General features: G+C 42.6%; 10 protein-coding genes. 2 read left to right on the forward strand and 8 right to left on the reverse strand.

Annotated elements, in window-relative coordinates; translation table 11 throughout:
- Positions 1 to 7: 7 nt before the first annotated feature.
- From AC1DDK_RS05670 to AC1DDK_RS05705, 8 genes are all read right to left on the reverse strand, one after another.
- Positions 8 to 916 (reverse strand): haloalkane dehalogenase, encoded by a 909-nt coding sequence (locus AC1DDK_RS05670; protein WP_337716763.1) that lies wholly within the window; start codon positions 914 to 916, stop codon positions 8 to 10.
- A gap of 83 nt (positions 917 to 999) precedes the next feature.
- Complete coding sequence (locus AC1DDK_RS05675) at positions 1,000 to 1,767, reverse strand: helix-turn-helix domain-containing protein (protein WP_172660038.1); 768 nt, start codon at positions 1,765 to 1,767, stop codon at positions 1,000 to 1,002.
- Between the two features lie 134 nt (positions 1,768 to 1,901).
- Positions 1,902 to 3,587: a sodium/sugar symporter gene (locus tag AC1DDK_RS05680; protein ID WP_172660039.1), complete on the reverse strand. Its 1,686-nt coding sequence runs from the start codon at positions 3,585 to 3,587 to the stop codon at positions 1,902 to 1,904.
- Positions 3,588 to 3,659: 72 nt separating this feature from the next.
- Complete coding sequence (araA, locus tag AC1DDK_RS05685) at positions 3,660 to 5,150, reverse strand: L-arabinose isomerase (protein WP_172660040.1); 1,491 nt, start codon at positions 5,148 to 5,150, stop codon at positions 3,660 to 3,662.
- A 16-nt stretch (positions 5,151 to 5,166) separates the two neighbouring features.
- Complete coding sequence (locus tag AC1DDK_RS05690; RefSeq protein ID WP_337716765.1) at positions 5,167 to 6,507, reverse strand: glycoside hydrolase family 27 protein; 1,341 nt, start codon at positions 6,505 to 6,507, stop codon at positions 5,167 to 5,169.
- Between the two features lie 4 nt (positions 6,508 to 6,511).
- Entirely contained in the window at positions 6,512 to 7,210 is a 699-nt protein-coding gene (locus tag AC1DDK_RS05695) for an L-ribulose-5-phosphate 4-epimerase (protein WP_172660042.1), read from the reverse strand.
- Positions 7,207 to 8,907 (reverse strand): ribulokinase, encoded by a 1,701-nt coding sequence (locus AC1DDK_RS05700; RefSeq protein ID WP_288879121.1) that lies wholly within the window; start codon positions 8,905 to 8,907, stop codon positions 7,207 to 7,209. Before AC1DDK_RS05700 ends, AC1DDK_RS05695 begins: the two co-directional genes overlap by 4 nt.
- 85 nt (positions 8,908 to 8,992) lie before the next feature.
- Positions 8,993 to 9,700, reverse strand: coding sequence for an NUDIX hydrolase (locus AC1DDK_RS05705; RefSeq protein WP_172660044.1), 708 nt, complete (start codon positions 9,698 to 9,700; stop codon positions 8,993 to 8,995).
- A 231-nt stretch (positions 9,701 to 9,931) separates the two neighbouring features.
- On the opposite strand from AC1DDK_RS05705, the gene AC1DDK_RS05710 reads away from it, so the two are divergent.
- On the forward strand, positions 9,932 to 11,914 hold the full coding sequence (locus AC1DDK_RS05710) for an alpha-L-arabinofuranosidase C-terminal domain-containing protein (RefSeq protein WP_288879122.1): 1,983 nt from the start codon (positions 9,932 to 9,934) through the stop codon (positions 11,912 to 11,914).
- Between the two features lies 1 nt (position 11,915).
- Positions 11,916 to 14,309 carry a glycoside hydrolase family 127 protein gene (locus AC1DDK_RS05715; RefSeq protein ID WP_288879123.1) on the forward strand — a complete coding sequence of 798 codons (2,394 nt, stop codon included), beginning with the start codon at positions 11,916 to 11,918 and terminating at the stop codon, positions 14,307 to 14,309.
- The last annotated feature ends 3 nt before the right edge of the window (positions 14,310 to 14,312 follow it).

Genomic DNA, 14,312 nt, shown 5'->3' on the forward strand with positions numbered 1-14,312 from the left:
GAAAGCATCATAGTCCAATAGCCTGAAGCCATGCCACTAAAGCTGCACCTACCTGAACTGGAGAGTCTTCTTGTGGATAATGAAGACCCTTTACGACAACTTTTGTGGTATTGGGCAGACTGTTGCAAAACTGTTTTGCATCGGGAGAGCTCATACCGGGATTCGCCTCGATATACAGTTTTGGTACCGCGCTTTTCTTTAGCCAAGCCGTATACCTGGTAGCTACAGATGTAAATGCATTTGGTTCTGCATCAAAGGGGAGTTGACGTGCCCAGGATAGCATTGGTCGCCGTGATTCTCCAGGTACAACAAAGGGCCTGCGGTATTCATCGTGTTCTTCTTTTGTTAGTGGATTTATGTGCGATAAGGGGATGTTAACTTCAAGAAATGAGTTTTCCTCGAGTATCATTTTTTCACCTTCAGGAGAGCGTAGGGCCTGAAAGATTTCCTTTCCTTTTGGAGGCATCTGTTCCCATTTGTAGGGAACGGTAATAGATTCCATAAACGCGATCCCTTTAACGGCATTAGGATGTCTGCTTGCCCAGTAGAATGCCAATGCTGAACCCCAATCATGAACTACAAATGTTATGTTCTTTTTAATTCCAAGTTTTTCGTAGAAAGCATCCAGATATCGACTGTTTTCGGCGAAAGTGTGTGATTTCGGATCTGAAATCTTTTCTGAATCGCCCATCCCAATTAGATCAGGAGCGATACAGCGCCCTAAGTTGGATACCTGTGGAATGATGTTTCTCCATACATAAGATGAAGTGGGATTGCCGTGTAAAAATACAATAGGATCACCAGTTCCGGTTTCTATATAAGCGATATCTTTTCCAAGTACGGTGACGTGTTTTTTTTCGGATGCCTGTGATGTGAGGGCGCTGGTAATAGCGATAATTAAAGGTAAATGTTTCATGTGCTGGTAATTTAATAATACAAAATTATGCTACACTGAAAATCAAAAATTGTACAAAATCAAGTTTTATCCTATTTCGGGATTCACCATTTCGGGAGGCCTTTTTTAAAGAACTGACCAGGGCTTTCGCCTGTAAATGTCTTGAAATCCCTATTGAAATGGGCTTGATCGAAGAATCCAGTTTCCTGTGAAACTGCAGTAAGATTTTGATGAGATTGGTAAGTGCTGATGACGGAACGGATTCTGATGATGGATGAGAAGTGTTTAGGAGAGGTACCTATCTGGCTGCGGAAACGCTTTTCGAAAGAATCGATGTTGATGTTCAGTGTAGCGGCAAGATCTTTTATTTTATAATTACCGCTTGTGGATTTGATGATATCAACAGCCTTACTGATCATAGGATCTTTACCATTTCTTTTAAGTTGTGTGATCAGAAAGGTTTCTACTGCGGCTATACGTTCGGCATGCGTTTGAATCGTTTCCAGGTTTTCTTCAAGTCGCTGAACCTGTCCAATGGGAAATACGGTGTCGAGATTTGTGGTCAGCCCCAAAAATTCGTTTAGGGGAGTGTTTATAAAAGCTGTGGCACCGCCTTCATTGAAAAGCACCAGTAGTACTGCTGAGCCGGAGGTATAGTATACCGGGCGTGCAACTTTAGACATTCCAGTAATCCCAAATCCCAGATTATTGTGGCTATTGTTTAGGTATATTGCGCCTTTAAAACGTAATGCCATAACAGGCGCGGTACCAGGTAATAATTGCCTGGTTAAATCACCTTCACTTTCTGTAACCAAAAAGCGGTTTACAAAAGGCTTAAGCACATCGGATGGAAGAAATTGATGAACTTTCATTACGTTTGCTATAACCAAATATAACTCTTTGCCTGGATCTTATTACGGATCGATGTAACTTTATAAAATGAGGGAGTATCATAAATTATGATACTCCCTCATTTTATAAAGTTACATGGCCAGCTTAGTATAACCTACCAGAATTTTACATATAATGCAGCAATGATCAGGAGCGTTATCACAATCAGAGCCAATGTAGATGGAGAAACTTTGAACATGGATTTATCCAGTTCAAATGCTTTAGGATTTACTTTAGGACCAGCCAAACTCATTACAATCATAATGGCCATAGTAAAGAAGAAAGAAAGACCCATGCAGATATGGAATGGAATTTCAAAACCACCTTTGCCATTAGGGTAGGCCGTATATAAGAAAGTATCGTTACCCAGCAGACTCGGTGCCATTTCGTTAAAGAATACCGAAAACAGGAAACCTGCCAATACCCCGGCGATGGCCGCACTACCAGTGGTTCTTTTCCAGAACATACCAAGAATAAACATGGCAAATACACCCGGACTAATGAAGCCAGTATATTTCTGAATGAAAGTAAAACCACCTTCACCACCAATGCCTAATAAATCGTTCCAGGTAAAGAGAACTGCCAGAATCATACCTATAAATACTGTTGATCTGCCAACTAATACGAGGTTCTTTTCTTCTGTACCTTTCTTGAAATATTTTGCATAAATATCGAGTGTAAAGATTGTGGAGATACTGTTTACTTTACCAGCAAGTGAGGCTACAATAGCTGCGGTAAGTGCAGCTACGGATAGCCCTTTAAGACCTGTAGGTAAAAAGGTAAGAATGGCTGAATATGCACCATCTTTGCCACCGATCAATTGAGGCAGGTGCCCGCCTTTGTACAATACATAGGCTGCAATACCCGGCAACATCACGATCAATGGCATCATCAGCTTCAAAAGGCCAGCGAAAAGTATTCCCGTTCTTGCGGTTTGCAGATCTGCACCAAGTGCGCGCTGAGTGATATACTGGTTACATCCCCAATAATTGAGGTTGATGATCCAGATACCAGCTACGTAAGAAGCTAGTCCCGGGAAAGTCAGGTATTTGCTGATCTCATTTTGGGTGGATTCTGCGGTAGGTTTAGGGATGATCATTTTGAAATGCTCTGGAGCCTGTTCCATTAAAACATTGAAACCGGCAATGGCATTTGCTCCAACACCGAACTTCTCGCCCACAACAGTCAGTGCGATGTATGTGGTTACTAATCCACCAAAAATCAATACCGCCACCTGGATTACGTCGGTATAGGCAACTACTTTCATTCCCCCTAAAGAGATGATCAGTGCAAATACCGCAAGCCCGATCATAATCACATGCAGGTAATCTCCACCTGTGAGCCCGTTAATGGCCACTGCACCCAAATAAAGAATGGACGTTAGGTTTACAAACACATATAAAAACAGCCAGAAAATGGCCATGATTAATGCTACCGACTCATTGTACCTGGTCTTTAGAAATTGAGGCATGGTGTAGATCTTGTTCTTAAGATAGACCGGGATGAACCATACGGCTACAATAATAAGTGCGATTGCTGCAATCCACTCGTATGCGGCCACTGCAATACCAAGAAAAAAACCCTCACCACTCATTCCAATAAATTGCTCGGCAGAAATGTTGGAGGCAATAAGGGAGGCCCCAATAGCCCACCAGGTGAGTGTTCCTTCTGCTAGAAAGAATGCTTTGGCATCATGCTCATTCTTTTTACGCTGGCGATAGATAAAATATCCATAACCGGAGACGATTAAAAAGTAGATGATGAAAACTACATAATCTGTAGTTACTAAATTGTTGTTCATATTGGTCTTATTTGGTTGGTTTGAGCAAATGGTTAATGTGCCGGTAAATTACGTTTATCCGGCACATCTTCCTTATTTATAAAAGATTTCATTCCATTGAAGTTCGTTTCTGAACTGGTTGATCCTGGTATCAGCTCCAATGTTTACGTATTCTATACCTGCAATGTTTGCAAAATCCAGTAAATGCGCTGTTGTCAGATTCTGACTGTATGCAGTATGGTGTGCACCTCCGGCGTAGATCCAGGCTGCACAGCCAGTCTTCATATCAGGGAGCGGCTTCCATAAAACCTGTGCTACAGGGAGCTTTGGTAACTTATGCTTGGGTTCCACTGCTTCTACCTCGTTTACGAGTAGTCTAAAGCGGTTACCCATATCGATAATTGAAGCATTGAGTGCATTTCCACCGGCTACAGTGAATACTAGTCTGGCAGGATCTGCTTTCCCGCCGATACCAAGGGGATGTACTTCAAGTCTTGGTTTTTCGTTGGCCAACGATGCATCTACTTCCAGCATGTGAGAGCCCAATACCATTGAATTAGCAGGGTCAAAGTGGTAGGTATAGTCCTCCATAAAGGCGTTTGCCCCAGGTAATCCGGCACCCATTACTTTACAAGCACGTACTAGTGCAGCGGTTTTCCAATCGCCTTCTCCGGCAAATCCATATCCTGCCGCCATTAATCGCTGTGCAGCAATACCCGGTAGCTGAATCATACCGTGCAGATCTTCAAAGGTATCACTAAAGCCTTTAAAGCCGCCGTCTTCCAGGAATTTCTTAAGACCCAGTTCTATCTTTGCAGCTTCATAAACAGAACCATGTCTATCTCCGCCACGCTGGAGGTCAGTTGCCATAACGTAGGTTGCTTCATATTCTGTTAACAGCTCCTGGATAGCTTCCTCTGGAATGCTGTTGATAACGGCTACAAGGTCACCGATGCCGTAGGTGTTGACCTGGAAGCCAAATTTGAGCTCAGCCTCTACTTTGTCGCCATCTGTAACGGCTACATAGCGCATATTGTCTCCAAAGCGCGCAAATTTAGCACCTTGCCAGTCATGCCAGCCAGCTGCGGCTCGTGTCCAGGTATCAATTTCACTTAATACTTCCTGATCCTGCCAATGTCCAACCACTACTTTTCGATCTTTGCGCATCCTGGTTACAATAAAGCCAAATTCACGATCTCCATGTGCACTCTGGTTCAGGTTCATGAAATCCATATCAATGGTATCCCAGGGAATGTCTCTGTTGAATTGAGTGTGTAGGTGTAATAAAGGCTTCTGAAGAATATTCAGTCCTCTTATCCACATTTTTGCAGGTGAGAAAGTATGCATCCATGTGATTACACCAATGCAATTGGTAGTTAAGTTGGCCTGTTGCAAGGTTTCAAATATCTCGTCAGGTGTTTTTACTATTGGTTTATAAACAACTTTAACGGGAATTTGCGGAGCAGCGTCTAGTGAGGATGCCACTTGCTTTGCGTGATCAGCTACTTGCTTTAACGTCTCCTCTCCATACAGGTGCTGACTACCCGTGATGAACCAAATTTCTAATTCTTTTAAGTTTATCATATCTTAATACTGTGTTTTACTTAATTGCTGAAATACGGAACAGACCTGCTCCATGTTTATTGATTGTTGCTGTATATGTTCCTTTAGCCCTACCCTTATTACTCTTGCTCCAAAGATCTCTCACTTTGCAGACCCCGGTAAATCCAAGGTCATTCAAGTTTACAGAAATGTTTGCTGCTTCATTGCCATCACCCGGGTTAAACAAAGCGACGTATTTATCTCCAGTTTTTGGATCATCTGCCACCCAGCAGATTCCATCCTCATTACGAAACAATTGTTTGTTATTGGTGCTGTTGTTTAGGATATTGAGCACCTCTGTGTTGTTTAATAGGGAAAGGGTAAAGGCGTCATTGCTTGGCAGGTCACCTCCAAACATCAATGGGGAACGGAATATCGTCCACAGTGTCATCAGTGTGTATTGCTCATCTTTGGTAAATGCCGTCATTCTTGGATTTCCTCGTTCTGCGCGAATTCCAATTTTCCCAAGAGGAAGCATGTCTCCATCAGGCCAGGCACCAGGTGCGCGATATTTGTTCCATCGCTCAAATACATGAAAATGATCTTTCAACATGGGCCAGTTGTCCCAAAAATCGTCTACTGTGCGCCACATATTGGCATGACCCTGCACATGGGAAGCACTTGCCATAGGTGTTTCTCCCGGCGAAGTACTCAGTACGATCTTTCTACCTGTGAGTGCGATTGCTTTACGGATCATTTCTACCTCTCCGGTATGGTAAGGTCTGGAAAGGTCATCCACCTTAATGAAATCTACACCCCACGATGCATATAGCTTAAATAGCGAGTTGTAATATTCTTGTGCTCCATCACGTCCGGCCACTACAGTGTACATGTCATGTAGCCACTTACATTGCAGATCTGTGCTGTAAATGTCTTTGGCGGTAGCCTTACTCCCCATGATTGGCAGATTACGTTTTACCGCCTCTATCGGAATGCCCCGCATGATGTGAATACCAAATTTCAACCCCTTTTTATGAATGTAGTCGGCAAGGGGCTTAAACCCTTTACCGCCTGCTGCTGAAGGGAAGCGGTTTACTGCTGGTTGAAATCTGCCGTATTCATCCAGTACATAATCTGGATCCGTCTCATTATAACCATGCGCTTTGTCGTTTCCAACATACCAGCGAATGTCTACCACCACATACTCCCATCCAAAAGCTTTCAGATTTTTAGACATATATTCCGCATTGCTTTTCACCTCAGATTCCACTACAGTGGGGCCAAAGCAATCCCAGCTGTTCCATCCCATAGGAGGCGTCTTAGCCCAATCATGAAAGTCTTTTTGCTGTGCATTTACGCCTATCAGGGCTCCAATCAGGAGTCCCCCTGTTAATATCATTTTTTTACTGACCATAATAACTGTCCGGGCCATGCTTACGTTCAAAATGCTTTTTTATTAATGCATCTTTTAATTTTGGTGAATGCATATTGATTTGCCTTGTTAGCAAGGCCATATGTGCAATTGATTCCAGTACTGCACTATTGTATACCGCTTTTTCTGCTGTCTTACCCCAGGTAAACGGAGCATGATTTCCCACCAGTATCATTTCAACCTCATGATGACTATAACCGAGCTCAGTAAAGTGATTAATGATCTGAAAGCCCGTTTCGTATTCGTAGTTTCCTTTAATCATCTCATCACTCATTGGTGGTGCACAGGGTACATCCACAGTGAGGTGATCGGCATGGGTAGTACCAAAAATGGGTATATCCATTTGCGCCTGTGCCCAGGATGTGGCATAGGTTGAATGGGTATGTACAATGCCATTGATTCCTTCCCAATGTTTGTATAACACAGCATGGGTTTTGGTATCAGAGGATGGTCTGAGCGTTCCTTCTACAGTATTTCCGTCAAAATCAACGATAACCATTTTATCTGGTGAAAGATCTTTGTATGGCACTCCGCTTGGTTTGATAGCGAAAACACCTTCATCTCTGTCGGCCGCGCTAACATTTCCAAAAGTGAATAACACAAGACCTAGCCTTGGTAATTCCATGTTAGCCTCATAGGCAGTTTCACGTATTATTTTATAAATGCTCATGATACATAAGGTTTGATTTCTCTCTTATTGTACTTCTCCAGATATCTACCTAAAGCCAGATATTCCTGGTAATGCTGGCGATACATTCTTCGTTTATTCAGATTGGGCTGGTATTCTGCTTCGAATCCTGTTCCCATTGCTTCCATTGCAGTTTCAATATTTGGATGGATACCGGCTGCTACTGCAGCAAACATGGCCGCTCCGAGTGCGCAGGTGTGCTCAAATCGATGAATTTTTATTGGCATTTCTAATACATCGGCCATCATCTGCATGATGTAAGGTGATTTTTGGGCTACTCCGCCTATACCAATTATTCCTTTTACAGGTACACCCTGGTCTTCGAACCTATCAACGATACTCTTTGCCCCAAAACAGGTTGCTGCAGCTAAGGCTCGGAAAAATTTTGGCGCGTCGGTTCCCAGACTTAAACCGGCTATGGCTCCTTTAAGTTCTTGATTGGCATCAGGCGTTCGTCTTCCATTTAACCAGTCCACGGCCAGCTCTGCGTAATCTTCGTCGCCTAATTGTTCAGCCTGTTCGCTTAGACGGGAAATAATTTTTGCTTCCAGTTCATCTTTTAAAGCAACGGCTGTAGCCTGATCGATTAACGCAGATTCAGTGAGCAGATGATTCAATGGCCAGCTGATTAAGTTTTTGAACCATGCATATACATCACCAAAAGCCGATTGACCAGCTTCAAGTCCCATTGTTCCTGGGATAACTGAGCCATTTACCTGTCCGCAAATGCCTTTTACCAGTTTGCCTTCCAGGTCTTGCAAGGGGGCAACAAGAATATCGCAGGTACTTGTCCCCATGATTTTGCAAAGGTGATATGGTAATATCTGTCCACCAACGGCACCCATGTGTGCGTCAAAAGCACCTACACCAACAACTACATCTGTTGATAATCCTAATCTCTCGGCCCATTCCTCACTTAATCTTCCAGCAGGTTCGTCTGAAGTATAGGTGTCCTGAAATAGCCTTTCAGTAAATCCAGACAATAGGGGGTCTAATTTACTAAAAAAATCATTTGGCGGAAGGCCGTTAAACTCTTCTGCCCAAAGGGCTTTATGTCCCGCTGCACAGCGGCTCCTTTTCATTTTTCTGACGTCATCGCCTCCAGTTAGCAAGAAAGGGATCCAGTCACAATGCTCCACCCATGAAAAGGTAGCGTCACGAACAGCAGGATCTTCTCTTAACACATGAAGCAGTTTTGCCCAGAACCATTCTGAAGAGTAGATTCCTCCCACATATTTAAGATAGTTTGTTTTAAATTTTGTGGCATGCTCATTAATCTGCGCTGCTTCTTTGATTCCTGTATGATCTTTCCACAATACAAACATGGCATTTGGATTTTCTTCAAAGCCAGGAGTGAGGGCAAGGGGTGTTCCGGTTTTGTCAACCGCTACCGGAGTAGAACCTGTAGTATCTACGGCAATTCCTTTTATGGAATCTGCTATTGCTGTACCACCCGCTTTTGCGATACACTCTTTAATGGTATGCTCCAATCCCTCGATGTAGTCAAGTGGATGCTGTCTGAACTGATTTAATGATGGCTTACAGTAGAGGTTTTTTTGCCACCTTTTATAATAATAAACTGAAGAGGATACCTCTGCTCCATTTTCGGTATTAACAATTACCGAGCGAACAGAATCCGATCCGTAATCAACACCGATGACATATTTGGTTAAATTCATAGTAACTATAATAAACGTCTAATTAACGTTTATTTTTTTAACAAAAGAAAATTATTATGAAATTTATTTCACATTATTTTGATTATCAGCTAATAAGATTCTCTGGGTTGGGTATGAAATTTAAAAAAGATTGGAATTTAGCTTTGTATTTGGTTTTATCCAGAGTGTAGTAAAAAGCCCCACGTTTGGAACTGGACTTGTCTTTTTCAGTAAGTTTGATTAGTAAGTCCGTAGAGTTGACTTTGCGGATAAAATTCCGGTTGTCAATTTTGGCATTATAAACCTGTTCATACAAATTCTGTAATTGCGGGATGGTGAATTTGGTAGGCATTAGCTCAAACAGTATTGGGTGAAGTGCGGCTTTATAACGGATCCTTTTTTGGGCTTCCTCAACCATGTTGTTGTGGTCAAAGATAAGCGATGGGGCTTCATTGATGAGGAACCATTCGGCATGATACCTGTCGCTGATCTGTGTTTTGTAAGTATTGATGTCTATTAATGCAAAGTAAGCTACTGATACGGTACGTTCAATTGGGTCTCGTTCCGGGTTTCCATAAGCGCTCAGCTGTTCCAGATAAACATCCTTTAGTCCTGTAAGTTCAAACAGGATGCGTTCGGCTGCACCGTCCAGGGTTTCTTTCTTTCCGACAAAGCCACCCATTAAGCTCCATTGATCTTTTGCTGGTTGAAATCCTCTTTTAATCAATAAAATTTGTAGTTGGTCGCCGTCAAAGCCAAAGATGATGCAGTCGACTGCAACCAGAACGCGCACTTGGTCAGAATAGGTTATCATGTTGAGGGGATCGTTTGTCAAAAGTAGTTTACTTGGTTTCTTGAGTTATGAAAGCAATTTATAAAAATAATTATCAAAGCTACAAAATTAATAATCGTTAATTTGACGTTTAATTTAAAATTCCTACATTAGCCCTTAACTGAGCTGAAAATCCCGGGACTTCTTCAGTGAAGACAATCTGATAAACAAGATATGATAACCAAGTATAAATTTTTTTCAATTTCGGTTAAGATGAAATACAAAAGCAATTTAATCGCTCTGCTCATTGCGGGGACTTTTTTTAGGGCGAGTGCACAACAAGATGATGTTATTGTGGTCAATGCGGCTAAGTCTGAGGGAAAAATATCACCAACTATGTGGGGCGTTTTCTTTGAAGACATTAACATGGGAGCCGATGGTGGGATCTATGCCGAAATGGTAAAGAACCGGTCTTTTGAATTTTTAAAGCCATTGATGGGGTGGTCTGTAAAAGGCGATAAGATCAAAGAGGGCGACCTGCTTGTGCTGAACAGACAAGATGCTCAGCTCGCTAATCCAAGATTTCTTAGAGCGACTATAAAAGATGCTGCAAAAGGACAGGCCGGGTTAACCAATGAGGGATTCAAAGGTGGGATGGGTATAAAAAAAGACCTTGAATATGAGTTTTCCCTGATGTACAGACAGCAGAGTCCAGGAATCACATTGCATGTAGAATTGGTAGATGAACAGAATAATATATTAGGAACTGGTGTATTAAAACCGACTGATATATCAGGGAAATGGGCGAAACAAGAGGTGAATTTTAAAGCTGGTACTACAGCAGCAAAAGCTAAGATGAACATTTGGTTTGAAGGGAATGGGGTATTGGATATGGATATGATTTCTTTATTTCCTGCAGATACCTGGAAGGGTCGTAAGAAAGGCATGCGTGCAGATATGATACAGATGTTGGCAGACATGAAGCCAGGTTTCATCCGCTTTCCGGGTGGTTGTATTGTAGAAGGAACCGATCTGGCCAACAGGTATCAGTGGAAGAAAACAATAGGGCCAATAGAGGAGCGTCAGTTAATCATGAATCGCTGGAATACGGAGTTCGCACATCGCCCTTCACCTGATTACTTTCAAACCTTTGGACTGGGCTTTTTTGAATATTTCCAATTGGCAGAAGATATAGGGGCTGAGCCATTGCCAATTCTGAACTGTGGAATGGCATGTCAATTCAATACTGCCGAAGTAGTTCCTTTGGATCAGCTGGATCCTTATGTACAGGATGCTTTGGATCTGATTGAGTTTGCTAATGGTGATGCTTCATCGGAATGGGGTAAGGTCCGGGCATCAATGGGGCATGCTGAACCTTTTAATTTGAAGTATTTGGGTGTAGGCAATGAGAATTGGGGGCCGCAGTATATTGAACGCGCCAAAGCCTTTCAAAAGGCCATCAAAGCAAAATATCCAAAGATAAACCTGATTTACAGTTCGGGTACAGATCCTGATAGTGATCGGTTTCATTTTCTGGACAAAGAACTGCGTACAATGGGGGCAGATATCATAGATGAACATTATTACCGTTCTCCTGAATGGTTTCTGAAAAATGCTTCCCGATACGACAGCTACGATCGTAAGGGAGCAAAGGTTTTTGCAGGTGAGTACGCTGCTCATATAGATGGAAAAACTACAGGAAGTAACCGAAACATCTGGCAGGCGGCAATTGCCGAAGCAGCCTTTATGACTGGGCTGGAGCGTAATGCCGCCGTAGTAAATATGGCTTCTTATGCGCCTTTGTTTGCTAATACAGAAGGTTGGCAGTGGGCTCCTGACTTAATTTGGGTAGACAATATGAATATTTACGGTACACCAAATTACTACGTTCAAAAGTTGTTTTCTACCAACAAAGGGACTCAGGTTGCTTCTGCATTAGCAGCAGGAAAGTCAGTTTCTGGTCTGGATGGTTTGTATGTATCGGCAGTGGTCGACAGTATGAAGAAAGAACTGATCGTGAAGCTGGTCAACACCAGAGATACTGAACAGAACAAGCAAGTTTCTTTTGAGGGTTTAAAATTAGTAGGAAGTGAGGCTCAGTTGACTGTATTAAAAGGCCATTTGACTGATCAAAACACGATCGATAAACCCTTAGCGATTGCTCCTACACAAGCTGCACTCAAATTAAAAGGGAAAACTGCCGCACTGAAATTGCCTGCAAATTCATTTGTCATGTTGAAGGTTAGTTATAAATAAAATGACTGGTAAGCAAACAATTCGAAGGTTTTTGAAGTATGGTGTCTGCTTGTCGCTTAGTATTTCCTGGAGCCTGTTACCTGCACAGCAAAAGTATCCTTTCAAGCTGTTTAAATCACAAGAGGTAAGGTTGCTGAATGGTGTTTTTAAGCAAGCACAAGAGACAGACCTGCATTATATGCTGGCACTGGATGTCGACCGGTTATTGATGCCTTATCTGAGAGAAGCAGGATTAAAGCCAAATGTACAAAGTTATCCTAATTGGGAAAATACCGGGTTGGATGGACATATAGGTGGACATTATTTGACTGCACTGTCGCTGATGTATGCCGCTACTGGCGATCAAAGGATAGAAAAGCGGCTCAAATATATGCTGTCGCAACTAAAGAAATGTCAGGATGCGAGTCCGACAGGCTACATCGGCGGGGTGCCTGGCAGCGTCAAACTATGGGAAGAAATAGCCCGGGGAAAAATAGACGCCGGAACTTTTAGCCTCAATGGTAAATGGGTACCACTTTACAATATCCATAAGATACTTGCCGGATTGCGTGATGCTTATCTGTATACAGGCGATGTTGATGCAAAAAAAATGCTGATCAAATACAGCGATTGGTTTGTTTGGTTAACTTCTAAATTGAATGACCAGCAGATTCAGCAAATGCTGAAGTCCGAGCATGGGGGCATCAATGAAGTACTGGCCGATGTATATGAAATCACTGGAGATCAGAAATACCTAAAATTGGCTTATCAGTTTTCCGATCATTCCATCCTGGATCCATTGGCTCAGGGTAAAGATCAGTTGAATGGGATTCATGCCAATACACAAATACCAAAGGTAATCGGATTCAAGCGCATAGCTGATCTGAATAAAGATAGTATCTACCAAAAAGCAGCTTCGTTCTTTTGGAATGAAGTGGTACACCATCGGACAGTAGCGAATGGAGGTAATAGTGTGAGGGAACACTTTAATCCACTAAACGACTTTTCGGGAATGATCAATAGTGTAGAAGGACCAGAAACTTGTAACAGCTACAATATGCTCAAACTTACAAAACTATTTTATGAGTCAGAGGGGCTTGCTGGTTATATAGATTATTACGAACGTACCGTTTACAACCATATTTTATCCTCACAACATCCAGACAAAGGAGGATTTGTCTATTTCACTCCTATGAGACCTGGACATTACCGGGTGTATTCCCAGCCTGAAACGAGTTTTTGGTGTTGCGTAGGCTCAGGTTTAGAAAATCATGCCAAATACAATGAGTTGATCTATGCGTTTCAGGATGATATACTGTACCTGAATCTATTTATCCCTTCCAGTTTAAACTGGAAAGAGAAAGGACTAAGTTTTGAGCAGCAGACTCAATTTCCGGAATCAGAAAAAACAACTTTTACGATGACCAGCGGAAAAGCGAGCCGTTTTACCTTGAAAGTCAGGTATCCTGTATGGGTTCCGGAAGGAGCGATGCAGGTGTTGGTGAATGGAAAAGCAGTGGCTGCTAATGCAACGCCAGGGGGCTATATTTCTCTCACAAGGGCCTGGAAAAAGGGCGATCGGGTGGAACTGTTGCTTCCGATGAAGACTTATACCGAACAACTGCCGGATGGATCGAACTATGCGGCGGTGCTGCATGGGCCTGTTCTGCTTGCTGCCAAAACAGATACTGCCAATTTAAAGGGTTTATTTGCTGATGAAAGCCGGATGGGGCATATTGCATCAGGAAAACAATATCCCTTGCAGGACATGCCGATGTTTGTTCATGATGGACAGAATAAGGATTCGTTGATCAAGCCGGTGAAGGGCAAAGCTTTGACATTTACAGCATCCGATCTTATTTATCCCGAGCAATACAAGACGTTGGAACTGACACCTTTTTACAAGCTTCACGATTCCAGGTATGTTGTTTACTGGCAGGTGGAAACGAAAGCAGGGTTGGAGGCTTTAAAGAAGAAAATGGCTGAACAACAACGGATTGCCGATGAACTTGCCCGCGTTACTATAGATATGGTGTTTCCGGGCGAACAACAACCGGAGTCTGATCATTTTTTTAAAGCAGAGCAGACTAGTAATGGGGTGTTCCAGGATCGACACTGGCGTACTGCCAAAGGTTGGTTCAGCTATGAACTGACAGACCAAAATAAGGAAGCCCACTGTCTGCGACTGACCTACTACGGAGGGGATAAGAACCGGAGATTTAAGATATTGATGAACGACCAATTGCTGGCTTCAGTGAGCCTGGACGGTAGCGTGGGCGACAAATTTTATGAGGTAGACTACATCATTCCTCAGGAAATGCTAAAAACGTCTTCTTCAAAATTAAGAGTTAAATTTGTTGCAGAGGATGGCTCAGAGACCGCGGGCATCTACGAATTGCGGTTGGTGAAAAAATAATAA

It is taken from the genome of Pedobacter sp. 05T44, assembly GCF_056395985.1.